Origin of the sequence: Stutzerimonas stutzeri (assembly GCF_009789555.1) — a bacterium.
GTDB classification, from domain to species: domain Bacteria; phylum Pseudomonadota; class Gammaproteobacteria; order Pseudomonadales; family Pseudomonadaceae; genus Stutzerimonas; species Stutzerimonas stutzeri_R.
The window spans coordinates 2,503,480-2,521,039 of sequence record NZ_CP046902.1; the positions used below are offsets into that span (position 1 = coordinate 2,503,480).

Below are 17,560 nucleotides of genomic sequence, written 5' to 3' on the forward strand. Positions count from 1 at the left end.
CCAACATGACCAAGCATCAACAGAAGCCGGCCTCTTTCCTCGAGCGCCTGATATTCAACAATCGACCGGCCGTGATCCTGATCTGCCTGTTGATCAGCGTGTTCCTGTTCTACCAGGCCGCCCAGGTTCGTCCGTCGACCAGTTTCGAAAAGATGATCCCGCTGGGGCATCCGTACATTCAGAACATGCTCCAGCATCGCGATGACCTGGCCAACCTGGGCAATACGGTGCGGATTTCCGTTGCGGCCAAGGACGGCGACATCTTCTCCAAGGAATACATGGAAACCCTGCGTCAGATCCACGACGAGGTGTTCTATATCCAGGGTGTCGACCGCTCGAACATGAAGTCGCTGTGGAGTCCGAGTGTCCGCTGGACCGAGGTGACGGAGCAGGGCTTCGCTGGCGGCGAAGTGATCCCGCAGACCTACGACGGCTCGCCCCAGAGCCTGGGCGATCTGCGCAGCAACATTCTCAAGTCCGGGCAGATCGGGCGACTGGTGGCGAACGACTTCAAGTCCAGCATCATCGACGTGCCGTTGATGGAGTCCTATTCGGACCCGGACGACCGCAGCAAGCTGATCAAGCTCGACTACCAGAAGTTTTCCCACGAGCTGGAAGAGAAGATTCGCGACAAGTACGAGGCGCAGAACCCGAACGTGGAAATCCACATCATCGGTTTCGCCAAGAAAGTGGGCGACCTGATCGATGGGTTGGTCGGTGTCGCGCTGTTCTTCTTCGTCGCCATCGGGATCACCCTGGCGCTGCTGCTGTGGTTCACCCGGTGTTTCAAGAGCACCATCGCCGTCGTGATCACGACGCTGATCGCGGTAATCTGGCAGCTCGGCCTGCTGCACACGCTCGGTTTCGGCCTCGATCCCTATTCGATGCTGGTGCCGTTCCTGGTCTTCGCCATCGGCATCTCCCACGGCGTGCAGAAGATCAACGGCATCGCCATGGCCTCCGGCGAAACCGACGATCCGCTGTCAGCGGCGCGCATGGCGTTCCGTCAGCTGTTCATCCCCGGCATGGTGGCGCTGGCATCCGACGCGGTCGGCTTCGTTACGCTGCTGTTGATCGATATCGGCGTTATCCGGGAGCTGGCGATCGGCGCATCGCTGGGCGTGGCGGTGATCATCCTGACCAACCTGATCCTGTTGCCGGTCGCGATCTCCTATATGGGCATCAGCCGGCGCGCGGTCAAGCAGGCCCGCGAGGAAGCGGCCCGTAACCATCCGTTCTGGCGCTTGCTGTCGAACTTCGCCAACCCGGTGGTTGCGCCGATTTCCATCGTGATCGCCTTGCTGGCGGTCGGTGGCGGCCTCTGGTACGGCCAGAACCTGAAGATCGGCGATCTCGACCAGGGTGCGCCGGAACTGCACCCGGACTCGCGCTACAACCTCGACAACGATTTCGTGATCCGCAACTACTCCACCAGTTCCGACGTGCTGGTGGTGATGGTCAAGACCGCGCCTGAGGGTTGTGCCCACTACGACACGCTCGCCGCCATGGACGAGCTGATGTGGAAGATGGAAAACACCGAGGGCGTTCAGTCGGCGGTTTCCATGGTCACCGTGGCACGCCAGAGCATCAAGGGCATGAACGAGGGCAGCCTGAAATGGGAAACGCTGTCGCGTAACCAGTTCGTCCTCAATAGCTCCATCGCGCGTGCCGAAGGCATGTACAACAGCGATTGCTCGCTGGCTCCGGTACTGGTCTTCCTCAACGATCACAAGGCCGAGACGCTGGAGCACGTCGTCTCCGCAGCGCGTGAATTCGCCGAGGAAAATAACCGCGAAGGGCTGGAGTTCGTCCTTGCCGCCGGTAACGCCGGTATCGAAGCGGCCACCAACGAAGTCATCGGCGCATCCGAAACCACCATGCTGATCGCGGTGTACGCCGCGGTGAGTTTCATGTGTCTGCTGACCTTCCGCTCCGTGGCGGCGACGCTCTGCGTGATCCTGCCGCTGGTGCTGACTTCCATTCTGGGCAATGCCTTGATGGCGTTCATGGGCATCGGCGTGAAAGTGGCGACCTTGCCGGTGATCGCGCTGGGCGTGGGCATTGGGGTCGACTATGGCATCTACATCTACAGCCGTCTGGAATCCTACCTGCGTCAGGGCCTGACGCTGCAGGAGGCCTATTACCAAACCCTGAAGTCCACCGGCAAGGCGGTCATCTTCACCGGTATCTGCCTGGCGATCGGTGTGTTTACCTGGGTCTTCTCGGCCATCAAGTTCCAGGCCGACATGGGGTTGATGCTGACCTTCATGTTCCTCTGGAACATGGTCGGTGCGATCTGGCTGTTGCCGGCGCTGGCGCGCTTCCTGATCAAGCCGGAGAAGCTGCAGCACAAGGCGTGATGTTCGCCTAGACAAAAAAACCGCGGCCCTTGAGCCGCGGTTTTTTTTTGCGCCGATGCCGTCCGGCCTGTTGCGCCGCGCGTCGATGGCCATTGGCCGACGGCATCCGGCCCACGAGGTTGGGGTGTGGTGATCAGGCCGTCCGGCTCAGGGCCTGCGTGACGGTGTGTGCCGCGACATCGCCGATCACTAGGATGGCCGGGCTCTTGAGCCCGAAGCTCGCGGCATCGTGACACATGTGTCCGAGTTGCGAACGGCATTCGCGCTGCTGGGGCAGGGAAGCATTCTCGATCATCGCCACGGGGGTGCTCGGCGGCAGGCCGCCTTCGATCAGGCCGGTCTGGATCTGATGCACGCTGCTTACGCCCATGTAGACCACCAGCGTCGTGCCGGTCTTCGCCAGTGCATGCCATTCGGGGCTGCTGCCGTCGAGTGTATGCGCGGTGACCAGCGTCACGCCGCGGGCAACGCCGCGCTGGGTCAGGGATATCCCGCACTGGGTGGCGCCCGCCAGTCCGGCGGTGATGCCGTTGACCATTTCCACCTCGATTCCGCGTGCGGCGAGCCATTCAGCCTCTTCGCCGCCGCGACCGAAGATGCACGGGTCGCCGCCTTTCAGCCGCACGACGCATTTGCCCTGACGGGCGTAGCGCAGCATCAGACGATGAATGAAGGCTTGTGGCGTCGAGCGGCAACCGCCGCGCTTGCCGACCGGAATCACCCGTGCGCTCGGACAATGTTCGAGGACGGCAGGATTGACCAGATCGTCGATCAGCACCACCTGTGCCTCGCCCATGGCCCGCACGGCCTTGAGCGTCAGCAGTTCAGGGTCACCGGGACCTGCGCCAACCAGCCAGACTTTTGCGCTCATGTTTCCACCTCTCGTGCTGCCGTGATCGGGTCGGCGATGCGTGCTGCATGGCCTGTCATTGTGGAATCGCTCAAGCCACCGCCGGCGCTTTGACCAGCAGTCGCTTGATTTCCGGTACGCATGAGCCGCAGCTGGTGCCGCAACCCAGCTCCTGCTTCAAGCCATTCAGATCCAGGCCTCGTTCAATTCCGGTGCAGATCGCGTCCTGGCTGACATTCATGCAATTGCACAGGGTTTTGACGGATTGGAAGTCGCTGTCGCCCGGTGGGTTGCTCAGCGGTGCGAGCATCCAGCGGCGCAGGGCCGTATCGGCCTTGCCGTCGCTCCAGAGGGCTTTCAGCCAGTGGCGCGCGGCCGTTTCGCCGGACAGGCTCAGGGCAACGATACGGCCTTCCTCGATCCGGACCCGCTTGCCGACCCCGCGCCGCGGGTCGTCGTAGGACATCACCGGGCCCTGATCGAGGCCGAGCAACTGATCAATGCGAGCCAGTCGTTCGGCGCTTGGCGCTTCGCGGCAGGCGGCTCGAATGACCAGTGCCGCACGCTCACGTCCGGCCAGGCTGAAGCTGGCATAGGCGAACCCATCGAACAGCGGGCGCAGCGCTTCGAAACGCTGCTGCACCGCGCCTTCCACCAGGGCGAAGAACTGCCAGGGCAGATCGACTCGCTCTACCTCGATGCCGGCGTGCTTGAGCTCGGGTTGTTTCGAGAGTGGGTCGAAGCTGGGCAGGGTGATGACATTCACGCCCAGCCCCTTGAGAAAGCGGTCGCCCCAGTGCATGGGCATGAACGCCTGTCCGGCTCGCAGGCCGTCGTCCTTTTGCACCGGCAACACCAATTCGCCGCGACGGCTACGGATTCTGACCAGTTGACCGTCGAGCAGGCGACGGCGGCGCATGTCGTCGGCGTTCATGCCGAGGATCGCTTCTTCGACATGGCCGAACAATCGCGCGGCGGTGCCGGTACGGCTCATGCCGTGCCAGTGGTCACGCAGGCGACCGGTGTTGAGGGTCAGCGGGAAGCGGGCCTCGCGCTTTTCCTGCGGCGCCTGGTAATGCTCGGCCAGGAAGCGCGCGCGACCATTGTCGGTGGGGAACACGCCGTCACCATAGAGCCGCGCCGTGCCGTGCCGGCTGCCGGCAGGGAAGGGCCATTGTTGCGGGCCGAGTTGGTCGATCAGCGCGTGGCTGAGTCCGGACAGGTCAAGATCGCGGCCCTTGGTGAGCAGCTTGTACTCCTCGAACAGCGCGGCGGCGGAGTCGAATCCGAACAGGCTGGCCTGGCCGGGGCGCAGCAGGGCTTCCAGGCGGCGGGCGAAGTCGCAGGTGATCGACCAGTCGGCGCGGGCCTCGCCTGGCGCGGGGACGGCGGCGCGCACGTGGCTGACACGACGCTCCGAGTTGGTCACCGTGCCTTGCTTCTCGCCCCAACTGGCGGCGGGCAGCAGGAGGTCTGCGTAGCGACAGGTTTCGGTGGTGAAGAACGCCTCCTGCACGACGACGAAGGGGCAGGCGGCCAATGCTTCGTGGATTTTCTGCTGATCCGGCATGGATTGCGCGGGATTGGTGCAGGCGATCCAGAGTGCCTTGATCTGCCCGCTGTGCACCGCATCGAACAGTTCGATCGCAGACAGGCCGGCGGTTTCGGGCAGACTGTCCACCCCCCAGTAAGCCGCCACTTCGGCACGATGGTCGGCGTTTCCGGCTTCGCGGTGACCGGGCAGCAGATTGGACAGGCTGCCGGTTTCGCGCCCCCCCATGGCGTTGGGTTGGCCGGTGAGGGAAAAGGGACCGGCACCGCTGCGGCCAATCTGCCCGGTGGCCAGGTGCAGGTTGATCAGGGCGCTGTTCTTGGCGCTGCCCGAGGTTGACTGGTTCACGCCCATGCACCAGAGCGACAAAAAGCTCGGCGCGTTACCGATCATTCGTGCGCAGCGCTGCAGTTCATTCACGCTGATGCCGCAGAGGTCGGCCACCATCGACGGGTTGTAGTCGCGCGCAAGATTCTTCAGCGCATCGAAGCCGTCGGTGTGTGCGTCGATGAAGGCACGGTCGATCCAGCCTTCGCACAGCAGCAGGTGCAGAATGCCGTGGAACAGGGCGACATCGGTTCCCGGCAGGATGCCGAGGTGCAGGTCGGCCAGCTCGCAGGTGTCGGTGCGTCGCGGGTCGACGACGATGACCTTCATGTCCGGACGCTTCGCCTTGGCTTCTTCCAGGCGCCGGAACAGTACCGGGTGGGCATAGGCCATGTTGCTGCCGACGATCAGCACGCAGTCGCTCTGTTCGATGTCTTCGTAGCTGCATGGCGGGGCGTCGGCGCCGAGGCTGCGCTTGTAGCCGACCACCGCGGACGACATGCACAGGCGCGAATTGGAGTCGATGTTGTGGGTGCCGACCAGTGCGCGGGCGAGCTTGTTGAACGCGTAATAGTCCTCGGTCAGCAACTGGCCGGAGATGTAGAAGGCGACGCTGTCAGGGCCGTGCTCGGCAATCGTCTCGGCGAACACCGTGGCGGCGTGATCCAGTGCGCTGTCCCAGTCGCTGCGGCTACGGGCCAGGCCCTTGCCCAGTCGCAGCTCGGGATAGAGTGCGCGCGCGTCAAGGTCGCCGGTCAGGTGCAGGGTCGAGCCTTTGCTGCACAGCTTGCCGAAGTTGGCCGGGTGGTTCGGGTCGCCGGCGACATCGAGGATGCGCTCGCCGTCGTGTTCGATCAGTACCCCGCAGCCTACGCCGCAGTAGCAACAGGTCGAGGCGGTTGTCTGGCGCATGGCGTCGTTTCCTGGCAATGGGTTCATGGATGGGCTCGCGGGTCGGCTGCTCAGGCGCATGCCGTGGCGCGGTCGTCGTCGACGGACAGCCCCTGCTTCTGACGAGTATTGATGCGGGTGCCCATGCCATGGGGCGCGCTCATCGCCTTGTTCGGGGCCTGATGGGCGGTGTTGCCGAGGGTCCCTTCGCCTGAGCTGGCCGCACCGAACATCAGGTGATCGCGAATCTGCGCCACGTTGTGATTTTCACGAAGCTGACGGAAATACCAGCCGCCATCGGCGGTGTCGCCGTAGAGGCAGGCACCGACGAGGATGTCGTCCTTGATCACCAGTTTCTTGTACACGCCGCCGATAGGGTCGGAGAGGGTGATGGTTTCGGTGCCTTCGCCGCCGATGAAATCCCCGGCGGAGAACAGGTCGATGCCGGTGACCTTGAGCTTGGTCGCGGTGACGGAGCCGAGATAGCGTGAGAAACCGAGCATGGCCAGATGGTTGGCGCAGACCTTGGCCTGCTCGAACAAAGGCGCGACCAGCCCGTAGGCGGTGCCGCGATGGTTGGCGCATTCGCCGACGGCGTACACCCGCGGGTCGTAGGTCTGCAGGGTGTCGTTGACCAGGATGCCGCGGTTGCAGGGAATACCCGATTGTTCTGCCAGTTCGCTGTTGGGACGGATACCGGCGGCCATCACCACCAGATCGGCATCGATCATCTCACCATCGGCGAAGCGCACGGCACGGACCCGGCCCTGGTCGTTGCCGATCAGCTCGGCGGTCTGCTTCTGCATCTTGAAACTCAGACCACGGCTTTCGAGCGCCTGCTGAAGCAGGGTGCCGGCGGTCTTGTCGAGCTGGCGTTCCATCGGCCATTCACCGATGTGCACCACGGTCACGTCCATGCCACGCAACTTCAGGCCGTTGGCCGCTTCCAGGCCCAGCAGGCCGCCGCCGATGACCACGGCATGCCTGTGGGTCCTGGCGGCATCCATCATCGTCTGGGTGTCGGCGATATCGCGATAGCCGATCACCCCGTCGAGCCGGTTGCCAGGGATCGGCAGGATGAAAGGCGTCGAGCCGGTGGCAATGAGCAGACGGTCGTATTCGGCCTCGCTGCCGTCTTCGGCAATGACGCGGCGCCTGGCGCGATCGATCTGTGTAACCTTGCGGTTGAGCATCAGGCGGATGTTGTGTTCGGCATACCAGTCGAGGTCGTTGAGCACGATCTCCTCGAAGGTCTGCTCATCAGCGAGGACCGGCGAGAGCAGGATACGGTTGTAGTTGGGATGGGGTTCGGCACCGAATACCGTGATGTCGTACAGGTCGGGGGCGAGCTTGAGCAGCTCTTCCAGAGTGCGAACTCCGGCCATGCCGTTGCCAATCATCACCAGCTTGAGTTTTTTCATGCCGTTCTCCGCGCCGGGCCGGTGCTGATCGCGACCCGGCCATGCCGTTGAAAAATCCAACAACGAAAAAAGGCGTCCCACCGGTTACCCGGTGAGGACGCCTTTGTCCTTGTTTTCCGTATTCGGAGCCCGGCCCTCTACGTTGAAGGCCCGGCTTGATGTGGAGTCATGCAATGCAGAGGCTGTGCCAACCTTGGGTTACCTGGGTTTTTCGGGTGTTTGGGTGGATTGACAGGGTTTGAAGCGGCTCTTTCTGCACTTATATGATGCGTGTCGCGCAGTGCTGGTGCAGCGGCTCGACGGGTTGTGTGCAATTGACCGTTGACAGCAACCGTGTCGCTTTTTATTGTTTCGCCCATGCGCCGATTTAGTCAGCTACTTGCGGGGCGCCTGGAGCCGAAGGCTTCGAAATACCGCTAAAGCGCTGGTTCGGTGTCGCCTCCCACCGCTGCCCAGCGGAATCCTCGAGGCGGGATCTCTCCCAATGAATGCATTACAACGCGCTCCTCTACGTCTGGCCCCGATTACTGGCGGGCTGGTTCGCAGCAACCCGAAAATCCTCCTTGGCGGCAGCCATCAGCCCTCGCTGCTGCGTTATCTCGACGGTTGGCCCAGGCGCTGGGGCAAGCCGCGGGCGTTTCTCGTTCAATTCGCCGGGGCCGATGAATCGCTGGCGCAGTTCGCGGCGGACAGTTTCGATCTGGCGGTGATCCAGGCCCCCCATGGCGAGCGTCTTGATGAGTGCATTCGGGAGCTGACGCGAGTGGCGCGGCAGGGATTGATCCTGCGGCGCTAGCCGCCTTTGCCCAGCCACACCAGCAAGACCAGATTCAGCAGCAGCGAGAGCAGGGCGAGGCCGCGCCAGACCTTCAGGGGCTCTCGTTCGAGCAGTGGCAAGGTGGGCGCGCCGATCGCCAGGCGCTCGCCCTGTTCGAGCGTGAGTAGCCAGTGTTCCGCCGTTTCGAAGCGCTGTGCAGGCTCGGCCGCGACGGCGCGCCTGAGCAGGTCGTCCAGCCATTGGGGCAGGTCGGGCCGATAGCGGCTGGCCGGGACCGGGCTGCCGAAGCGCGGGCGCTGGAAGGCTTCCACCTCGCCGTAGGGGTAGTGGCCGGTGAGCAGGTAGTAGAGGGTGACACCCGCCGCGTAAAGGTCCTGTTCGCGGCTCGGCCCCACGCCAGCAAAGGCTTCCGGTGCGATAAAGCTCGGCGTCCCTGGCAGGTTGTGCGGCAGGTCCCGGGACAGCCCCGGACAGTAGGCCAGGCCGAAATCCAGCAGGCGAAGCTCGCCATCGTCGTCCAGATGAAGGTTTTCCGGTTTGATGTCGCGATGCAGGATGTTGCGTCGATGCAGCATGCCCAGTGCGCGGATCAGCCGTGGCGCCAGCTGCAACCAGTCGGGCAATGCCATCGGGCCCTGTTGGGCGAACTGCTGGGCGAGGGTCTGACCGCTGTATTCGCGTTGCACGTAGTACAGGTGCTGGCGCTGGGGCAGGCCATGGGTTTCCGGGAAATGACGCCCCGCGACGCGACGCAGAAACCATTCCTCCTGAAGCAGCGCAGGGCCGGCGTCCGGTTCGTCATCGCGGCTGGGTGGCAGTGTCTTCAAAATCCAGGGGTGGCCCTGTTGATCGCGGACCCGATAGACCAGCGACTGGCGCGACTCGCCCAGCAACGCCTCGACAGTCCAGCCTTCGAACGCCTGGCCGGGCCGCAGCCTGGGTGGCAACGGCCAGTCCGCCAGTTGCGCGAGTGCGTCGGCCAGAGCGGTTTCCGGCAGCTCGTCGACCCGCAGCAGCAACGCGCTGGCATTGTCCTGGCTGCCGGTCTGGTGGGCGAGGTTGACGAGTGCCGTGGCCGCATTGGACAGATCCGGCTCGGCGCGCAGGATGTTCTGGATATCGCCCTCGGTAATGCTGGCCCAGATGCCGTCTGTGAGCAGCACGAAGGTTTCGCCGAGGCGAAGTTCGCCGTCCAGATAGTCCACCACCAGATGCTGATCCAGGCCCATGGCACGCTTGAGTACGTGCTGCATGTTCGGCTGTTCCCAGACGTGATCTTCGCTCAGCCGCTGCAGCTGGCCGTCGAGCCAGCGGTAGGCGCGGCAGTCGCCGACGTGGGCGAGGGTGAAGCGCCGACCGCGCAGCACCAGCGCGGTCAGCGTGGTCAGCAGTGGCTGCCCGCCGCCGTTGGCTTGCAGCCAGCGATTGTGCGCGACCAGCAGCCGATCGAGCGACTGCGCGACGGTCCAGGTTTCCGGGGTGGCGTAGTAGTCGGTGGCCAATGCCTGCAGCGTGGCCCGTGCCGCCAGGCCGCCATCGGCGCATTGGCTGACACCGTCGGCGATGGCGAACAGCGCGCCTTTGCTCGCGGCGAGGCCCGGCGTCGGTGTGACGATGCGCAGCGCGTCCTGATTCTCCGCACGCGGGCCGGTTGCGGTGGCTTCGCCGAACGACAGCTGCAAGGGCATTGAGGCATCACTCCGGATCGCGCGCGGGCAGGTGGATGAACGACATCGGCAGGCCCTGTGGCCTGCCTTTTTGTAGTCTGTTCGGGAGTCAGACCCGTGCGGCGGTCATCGCGGAAGAGCCCCAGGTGGTTCTCCAGCGACGCTTGACACCATAAAGGCCAAACCAGGCCAGCGCACCCAGGCTGGCGAACAGCCAGAGGCCCAATTGGTAGTCGCCGGTGGCCTGCTTGACCGCGCCCAGCCCTGCGGTGAGCAGAAAGCCGCCGATACCGCCCGCCATGCCGACCAGCCCGGTCATCACGCCGATTTCTTTGTTGAAGCGCTGCGGCACCAACTGGAACACCGCACCATTGCCAGCGCCGAGGCTGAGCATGGCGACGACGAACAGCGCCAGAGCGGCGGTCGAACTGGGCAGGTTGAACCCCACGATGAACAGACAGACGGCTGCCAGGGTGTACATCACCAGCAGCGAGCGGATGCCGCCGATGCGATCGGCCAGCGCGCCGCCGAGCGGCCGCAACAGGCTGCCGGCGAACACGCAGGCGGCGGTGTAATAGCCGGCCTTGACCGGATCGAAGGCGTACTGGTCATGGAAGTAGCCGGGCAGGGTGCTGGCCAGGCCGAGGAAGCCACCAAAGGTCACGCTGTAGAAAAACATGAACCACCAGCTGTCGCGGTCGCCCAGCGCTTTCATGTAGTCGGCGAAGGACTTGGGCGCGGGGCGGTTCGGCGCGTTCTTGGCGACGCTGGCGAAAATGATCAGGACCAGGACCAGCGGAATCAGCGCCAGGCCGAACACGTTGCTCCAGCCGAAGGTGGAGGCCAGCACCGGGGCGAACAGGGCGGCGAGCACGGTGCCGGAATTGCCGGCGCCGGCGATGCCCATGGCTTTGCCCTGATGCTGGGGCGGGTACCACTGCGAAGCCAGTGGCAACGCGACGGCGAAGGAGGCGCCAGCCATGCCGAGAAACAGGCCCAGCAGCAGTGCCTGCTCGTAACTGTGAATGCCATGTACCCAGGCCACGAACAGCGCGGCGATCACCACGATTTGACCGAATAGCCCGGCCGTCTTCGGCGAGGTTCGATCAGCCAGCACGCCCAGTACCAGGCGCAGCACCGCGCCGGAAAGGATCGGCGTCGCGACCATAAAGGCGCGCTGTTGCGTGGTCAGGCCGAGGTCAGCGGCGATCTGCACGCCCATCGGGCCGAGCACATACCAGACCATGAAACTCAGATCGAAGTAGAGAAAGGCGGAGAACAACGTCGGCGTATGGCCGGATTTCCAGAAACTCGTATTCATCGAACACCTCACTAGACAAGGGCAACCGACGCGCCGAGGCGGGCGACGGAGAATGCGATGGCCGCCAACCGATTCGATCTGGCGCCGCGTGAAGCTGTTGCGAGCCGCTGGGTCGTTGCCGCTCGCGCCCCGGTCCTTTGGGGCAAAAAAAAAGCGCCGCGAAACCGCCGTCAGTCTCAACGGGGCAACGCGACGCCTTTGTCATGTCTGTGAGTAACCGCCTTTGGCTACCTGTCTCGGGATAAGCAGAAGGTGTGCCAAGAGACGAAACTGCCGGTTTCAGCCGTATGCAGAGCCGTCAGTAGGCTTTTGATCGGAGGGAGCGCGCGCCCATGGTGCGCCGTGCTTCGAAGTGGGGCGCATCAGGCGAGGCGATTGACCTTGGGAAACTTCGCTCCGAACTCGGCGGGCATGGGCACCACCCGCGTGTCCAGATAGTTGTAAAAGACGAAGCCCGACTTGGCCATGGCGATCAGCGTGTCGTCGGCGGGGCGAGTGATGCGGAAGATGATGTCGCCGCCGTACTTGTTGAAGTCCATCACGCCAACCTCGAACAACAGCACGTCGCGGGCGTGAGCCTCGGCTTTATAGGTGGTCGCCAGATCCGTGACGATGATACCGCTGCCGTCCTTGCGAGTCTCGGCGATGCCATAGGCGAACAGGAAGCGCGCACGGGCTTCGGAAATCATCGAGATCATCGAGTCGTTGGCGAGGTGGTTGCCCGCGTTGATATCGGTGATGCGTACGGTCAACTGCGTGGTGAAACAGAACTGGTCTTCGGGAAATTGCAGGGTCAGGCGGGCCATGGTGCTCTCGTTTACTGGATGCTTGGTGCGGGCGCTGATTCTACGTGTCCGCGCGTCAGCCCCAAGCATGATTCAACCAACTGATAGCCCGTACGTCGCGCGCTGCAGATCAGGCAATGCTGTGGCGAATGCCCTGCAAGCGCTCGTCGATGATCGGCGTGATCAGCGCGTAGCATTCGGCTGGCGCCAGACTGACCCGCGGCGCGTTGATCAGGTTGCGTTCCAGGTGTTCGATGAGGTTGCTCAGGGTCTTGCCACCGAGCGGATCAGTGAGGCGCAGGCAGAGATAGCGCATCTGGATCTGCATATCCAGCGGGCATCTTTCGAAGTTGGCTGCACGCACCGCCAGGCCGCGCAACCGGCCGAGGTCTTCCAGCGCGCGACACGCCTCGCATAGGCCGGCCACCTGCGGGTTGCCCAGGTAGGCCAGGCGAAGCTCGAGCACATGAATGCTTTCGAGGACCTGCTCGATAAGGAGGCAGTGGGGTTCGAAGTTTGCCGGATTCCGGCGGACCTGCTGCCACAGAGCCCGCATCGTGGGGCGGTTTTCTTCGCCTTTCCATTCCTGCCAGAGTCGGTCGAGATGGCTCGCAACCGCCAACCGCTGCGCGGCTGCCGCGGCATCAGATTGCCCGCCCAGGCCGCGGTGTTTCTGCACGTATTGAAGGATTTCCAGCGAATGCTGCAGCGCCTGGACATCGGTTGCGCTCAGACGTTTGCGATGCCGTTCGGCTGCAACGCGGCTGAGATGGTTGCCGAGCAGCACCAGGCAGGCGGCCAGGGTCAGGGCGATCGATACTTCCATGGTCAGGCTTCCGTACGGCTGAGACGAGTGAGGTAAAGGGTCAGGCTGTGCAGTTCTTCGGCTTGGGTGCGCTGGCGCTCGACGCCGGTTTCGACGTGGTCGAGCTGTTCGCGCAACAGGCGGTTGCTGTCTCGCTGTTCGTCGAGGGCGGTTTGCAGGTGATCGAGTTCGGCCAGGCTCGACTGGCTGCGCCGCGCCAACTGATCGAGTTCGGCGGCCAATGCGCTGCTCCGCTCGCCGCTTTGCTCGAGCAATTGCTGATGCTGGACGACTTCGGCCTCGACGCGGCGAACCGCGTTTTCGGTGGTGGCGACCACGGCGGTGATGTCCTGAGCCGCGCGATCGCTGGTCAGTGCCAGCTGGCGAACCTCGTCGGCGACCACGGCGAAACCGCGGCCATGCTCGCCGGCGCGCGCCGCTTCGATGGAAGCATTCAGAGCGAGCAGCTGGGTCTGCTTGGCGACGTTCTGGATGCTCAGGGCGGCTTTGCCTACGGCGGTCGTGTCCTGCAGTAGCTGGCCGACCGCATCGCAGGTGCGCTGCATGCTCTGGCGCACCTCGCCCATGCTGGTGCTGACCGACGTCGCGTTGTCGCGGCCGGCTTGGCTTTGCCGATGGGTGTCGGCAAAGGCTTGCATGGCTTGCTGGCCCAGGGTGCTGACGCGCTCCAGGTTGTGGATAAGCGCCTTGCTGGCGTCGGTCATCGCCAGCACTCGCTCGGCTTGGTCGACACTGCTGTGCTCGGCGGTTCCGGCCATGCGCTCCAGGGCATCGCTGGCGAACCGCACTTCACTTCGCAAACGTTCGCTGCGCAGCGATTGAGCGCCAAAGGTGGCGACCAGATCCTCACGAGGCGCGCTGAGCCCCTGCTGCTGGCCGAGCACTGCCAGCAGATGATCACTGTGGCGCTGTTGCTCGCGGCGTTTGCGTTGTTGGGTCAGTTGCAGACCTACGGCGATGCAGGCGAGGGCCAGCGCCAGCAGTTGCTGCTGCCAGAGCCCCGCAATACACGCCATGGCCCAGGCGGCGAGCAATAGCCAATCCATGTACGACTGCAGGGCGGCCGATGACGCGAGTGGCGCGTGGTGCACCGGGTGCGTGCCGTTCAACGCTCTGTCCATGCTCATGATCCTTTTCTCGATTGCCTTCCTGATGGCTTGTCAGGCCGCTGGCCGTTGCTGGCGCTGGTAGAGGAACTCCAGGACCTGTGCCCGACAGGCGTGGTACTGAGCGTCATGCGCAAGGGTCATGCGATCACGTGGACGCTCGAGCTCGACGCGCAGGATTTCGCCGATGGTTGCGGATGGGCCGTTGGTCATCATCACGATGCGATCGGAAAGCAGCACGGCTTCGTCGACGTCGTGGGTGATCATGATCACGGTGTTGCCGAGGTCGGCGTGGATCTCCATCAGCGAGTCCTGAAGGTGCGCGCGAGTCAGTGCGTCGAGCGCGCCGAAGGGCTCGTCCATCAGCAGCACCTTCGGCTGCATCGCCAGCGCACGGGCGATGCCGATGCGCTGTTTCATGCCGCCAGAAATCTCGCTGGGGCGTTTGTCGCGGGCGTGGGTCATGTGCACCAGATCGAGGTTGTGCTCGATCCAGTCGCGCATCTCGCGTTTGCTTTTCTGGCTCTTGAAGACCTGTCGCACGGCCAGCTCGACGTTTTCATAACAGCTCAGCCACGGCAAGAGGCTGTGGTTCTGGAACACCACGGCGCGTTCCGGGCCGGGTTCGTTGACCTCGCGGCCATCAAGGATGACGCCGCCGGTTGTGGCCTGATACAGGCCGGCGACGATGTTCAGCACCGTCGACTTGCCGCAGCCGGAATGGCCGATCAGCGAGACGAACTCGCCCTTGGCGATGCGCAGGTTGACGTTCTGCAGCGCGCAGTAGAGTCCCTTGTCAGTGGGAAAGCTGATACCGACGCCGGTGAGTTCGAGATGGGCATTGTGCATGGTGGATTCCTCAGCGCAGGTCTGCGTTCTTGTCCCAGCTCACGCGGCGCTGGAGCATCAGCATGATGCGATCCAGGGCGAAGCCGATCAGGCCGATGACGATCACTGCGACCATGATCCGGCCGAGCGAGTTGGAGCTGCCGTTCTGGAACTCATCCCAGATGAATTTTCCGAGGCCAGGGTTCTGCGCCAGCATTTCCGCGGCGATCAACACCATCCAGCCGGTCGCCAGCGACAGGCGCAGGCCGGTGAAAATCATTGGAATGGCCGCGGGCAGGACGATGCGGCGCACGTGGCTGAGTGGCGACAGGCGCAGCACCCGGCTGACGTTCTGCAGGTCCTTGTCGAGGTTGGCGACACCCACGGTGGTGTTGATCACGGTCGGCCACAGGCAGCACAGCGCCACGGTCAGCGCCGAAGTGACGAAGGATTTCGCCATCAACGGGTCTTCGCTGACGTAGACGGCGCTGACCACCATGGTCACCAGCGGCAGCCAGGCCAGCGGCGACACCGGTTTGAAGATCTGGATCAGCGGATTGACGGCGCTGTACATCGTCTTGCTCAGTCCGCAGACGATGCCCAGCGGCACCGCGATCAGCGAGGCGAGGGCAAAGCCGGTCATCACCGTGTAGAGGCTGGTGAAGATCTGTTCGAAAAAGGTCGGCTTGCCGGTGTAGGGGCGAATCTTCACATCGGCATCGGGGTTCTTGGCCAGTTTGGCGGCGTTGCGTTCTTCCTGACGCTGGTAGAACGCCTCGGCTTTCTCGCGCGACTGGATGTGCGCATCGACCAGCCCGTTGAACTGCTCGGCCACCTGGCTCGGGCCGGGAAACTGACCGAGGCTGGTCTGGATATTCGCTGCCACCAGTTGCCAGAACAGCAGGAAGGCGAAGATGCCCACCAGCGGCATGAGCACCTGCGGTAGCCAGCGCTTGAGCCGGGCCTGACGGCCAGCCCTCAAGGTTTCTTTGATGTTCTGTACGACGGCTGGATTGCTCATCGACATGTCCTCTCCAGAAGGGGAGCCGCGCTCGGCTCCCGTAGGGCGGAATCAGAGCGTGGTATCGCCTTTCAGGCCGATCGCGAACTGTTCGAGGTAGGCGTTGGGCGTGCGTCCGTCATAAGTGATGCCGTCGATGGTGTCGGTCAGCGGCTCGCGCATACCGTCCTCGTCGGCGGCTGGGAAGTCCTCGGCGCTGAGCAGGCCATCGGCGATCAGCTCCGCTGCCGCCTCACGATAGATTTCCGGCTGGTAGACGCGTTTGGCGGTTTCCAGATACCAGCTGTCCGGCTTGGCTTCGGCGATCTGGCCCCAACGGCGCATCTGCGTCAGGTACCAGATGGCGTCGGAGTAGTAGGGGTAGGTCGCGTGGTAGCGGAAGAACACGTTGAAGTCCGGCACCTCGCGCTTGTCGCCTTTCTCGAACTCGAAGGTGCCGGTCATGGAGTTGGCAATGACGTTGGCATCGGCACCGACATATTCGGGGCGAGAGAGGATTTCTACTGCTTCCTGGCGATTGGCGTTGTTGCTCTCGTCGAGCCACTTGCCGGCGCGGATCAGGGCCTTGACCAGGCGTTTGTGGGTTTCCGGATTCGCTTCGGCCCAGGCCTTGGAGACGCCAAAGACCTTTTCCGACATGTTCTTGCGGATCGCATAGTCAGCCACAACCGGTACGCCGATGCCCTTGAACACCGCCTGTTGGTTCCACGGCTCGCCCACGCTGTAGCCATGGATGGTGCCGGCTTCCATGGTCGAGGGCATTTGCGGCGGCGGGGTGACCGAGAGTAAAGCCTTGGCGTCGATCTGCCCGCTGATGTCGCCTTTGTTCGGTGCGTAATAGCCGGGGTGAATGCCGCCAGCGGCGAGCCAGTAGCGCAGCTCGTAATTGTGGGTGGAGACCGGGAAGACCATGCCCAGGTTGAACGACTTGCCGCTGGCGTTGAGTTGATCGATCACCGGCTTCAATGCGTCGGCCTTGATCGGATGCTGAGGTTTGCCATCGACCATGGGCACGTTGGGCTTCATCTGCTCCCAGATCGCGTTGGACATGGTGATGGCGTTGCCGTTGAGGTCCATGGTGAAGGCCGTGATGATGTCGGCCTTGGTCCCGAAGCCGATGGTCGCGCCGATCGGCTGGCCAGAGAGCATGTGCGCGCCGTCCAGCTCGCCATCGATGACGCGGTCCAGCAGCACCTTCCAGTTCGCCTGGGCTTCGAGGGTCACGTAAAGCCCTTCGTCCTCGAAGAAGCCCTTCTCGTAGGCGATCGCCAGGGGCGCCATGTCAGTGAGCTTGATGAAGCCGAGCTTGAGTTCTTCCTTCTCGGGCTCGGCGGCCCAAGCGGCCATCGGCACCAGCTGCAGCAGGGCAGAGCAGCCAATGCTGGCCACCAGGGTTTTCAGCCATGTACGGCGGGTCTTGCGCATGATTTATCCCTCAATCGCGAAACGAAAAAAAGGCGCAACGGACGCCCCTTCTGCATAAGCAGAGCGAGCACCGTTGACGCCTTTGTCAATTCGTCCCGATCACCGCCGTTGGCGACCCGAAGACGTGGTATCGAAGGGTCTGCAAGGGGCTTGCCAGTTTGGAAAAAAGCACAACCGGTTAAATGGATGGTTATGGAAAACCCTTTAGATTCATAGAGTTGTAAGCCGTCGATGGGTTGTTTTAAGCGCGCATCCCAAGGATTCGCGGCCAAGCGTTCTCGGCATCAGGCGCACTTCGCGTGCAACCGTTGTTTGGCTGGGCTCTGTTTTGGTTCGCTTTTCAGGAAGACGGGGTGCAGGCCAATGTCAGCCGTGGCTGTGGATGGCTTTCCAGGTAGTGAT

The 17,560-nt window shown here is 63.3% G+C and carries 12 protein-coding genes and 1 pseudogene; 2 read left to right on the plus strand and 11 right to left on the minus strand.

Annotation, left to right across the window (positions count from 1 at the left end; translation table 11 throughout):
- Positions 1 to 5 precede the first annotated feature (5 nt).
- Complete coding sequence (locus tag GQA94_RS11655) at positions 6 to 2,360, plus strand: efflux RND transporter permease subunit (RefSeq protein ID WP_158188181.1); 2,355 nt, start codon at positions 6 to 8, stop codon at positions 2,358 to 2,360.
- A gap of 133 nt (positions 2,361 to 2,493) precedes the next feature.
- On the opposite strand, the gene cobA is transcribed toward GQA94_RS11655, so the two are convergent.
- From cobA to GQA94_RS11670, 3 genes and pseudogenes are all read right to left on the minus strand, one after another.
- Positions 2,494 to 3,231 (minus strand): uroporphyrinogen-III C-methyltransferase, encoded by a 738-nt coding sequence (cobA, locus tag GQA94_RS11660; RefSeq protein ID WP_158188182.1) that lies wholly within the window; start codon positions 3,229 to 3,231, stop codon positions 2,494 to 2,496.
- 70 nt (positions 3,232 to 3,301) lie between these two features.
- Positions 3,302 to 6,001 (minus strand): nitrate reductase, encoded by a 2,700-nt coding sequence (locus tag GQA94_RS11665; RefSeq protein ID WP_158188183.1) that lies wholly within the window; start codon positions 5,999 to 6,001, stop codon positions 3,302 to 3,304.
- A 74-nt stretch (positions 6,002 to 6,075) separates the two neighbouring features.
- A pseudogene (locus GQA94_RS11670) lies at positions 6,076 to 7,401 on the minus strand (NAD(P)/FAD-dependent oxidoreductase); the annotation flags it as partial.
- A gap of 484 nt (positions 7,402 to 7,885) precedes the next feature.
- Between GQA94_RS11670 and GQA94_RS11675 the strand changes: the two are divergent.
- Positions 7,886 to 8,197, plus strand: coding sequence for a class I SAM-dependent methyltransferase (locus tag GQA94_RS11675; RefSeq protein WP_158188185.1), 312 nt, complete (start codon positions 7,886 to 7,888; stop codon positions 8,195 to 8,197).
- Here the strand turns inward: GQA94_RS11675 and GQA94_RS11680 are convergent.
- The 8 genes from GQA94_RS11680 to GQA94_RS11715 all read right to left on the minus strand — a co-directional run bounded on the left by GQA94_RS11680 (position 8,194) and on the right by GQA94_RS11715 (position 17,158).
- Positions 8,194 to 9,867 carry a bifunctional protein-serine/threonine kinase/phosphatase gene (locus GQA94_RS11680; RefSeq protein WP_158188186.1) on the minus strand — a complete coding sequence of 558 codons (1,674 nt, stop codon included), beginning with the start codon at positions 9,865 to 9,867 and terminating at the stop codon, positions 8,194 to 8,196. The two genes, GQA94_RS11675 and GQA94_RS11680, sit on opposite strands and share 4 nt — an antisense overlap.
- Positions 9,868 to 9,955: 88 nt before the next feature.
- The gene (locus tag GQA94_RS11685) at positions 9,956 to 11,167 is read right to left on the minus strand and encodes a nitrate/nitrite transporter (RefSeq protein WP_158188187.1); all 1,212 of its coding nucleotides are present in this window, start codon (positions 11,165 to 11,167) and stop codon (positions 9,956 to 9,958) included.
- A gap of 362 nt (positions 11,168 to 11,529) precedes the next feature.
- Positions 11,530 to 11,973: a thioesterase family protein gene (locus GQA94_RS11690; RefSeq protein WP_158188188.1), complete on the minus strand. Its 444-nt coding sequence runs from the start codon at positions 11,971 to 11,973 to the stop codon at positions 11,530 to 11,532.
- 109 nt (positions 11,974 to 12,082) lie between these two features.
- The gene (locus tag GQA94_RS11695) at positions 12,083 to 12,778 is read right to left on the minus strand and encodes a hypothetical protein (protein WP_233270152.1); all 696 of its coding nucleotides are present in this window, start codon (positions 12,776 to 12,778) and stop codon (positions 12,083 to 12,085) included.
- A gap of 2 nt (positions 12,779 to 12,780) precedes the next feature.
- The gene (locus GQA94_RS11700; RefSeq protein WP_158188189.1) at positions 12,781 to 13,899 is read right to left on the minus strand and encodes a methyl-accepting chemotaxis protein; all 1,119 of its coding nucleotides are present in this window, start codon (positions 13,897 to 13,899) and stop codon (positions 12,781 to 12,783) included.
- Positions 13,900 to 13,938: 39 nt separating this feature from the next.
- Complete coding sequence (locus GQA94_RS11705; protein ID WP_158188190.1) at positions 13,939 to 14,733, minus strand: ABC transporter ATP-binding protein; 795 nt, start codon at positions 14,731 to 14,733, stop codon at positions 13,939 to 13,941.
- A 10-nt stretch (positions 14,734 to 14,743) separates the two neighbouring features.
- A complete protein-coding gene (locus GQA94_RS11710) occupies positions 14,744 to 15,733 on the minus strand; it encodes an ABC transporter permease (protein WP_158188191.1) in 990 nt (329 codons plus the stop codon).
- Positions 15,734 to 15,784: 51 nt separating this feature from the next.
- Entirely contained in the window at positions 15,785 to 17,158 is a 1,374-nt protein-coding gene (locus GQA94_RS11715) for a CmpA/NrtA family ABC transporter substrate-binding protein (RefSeq protein WP_158188192.1), read from the minus strand.
- Between the last annotated feature and the right edge of the window lie 402 nt (positions 17,159 to 17,560).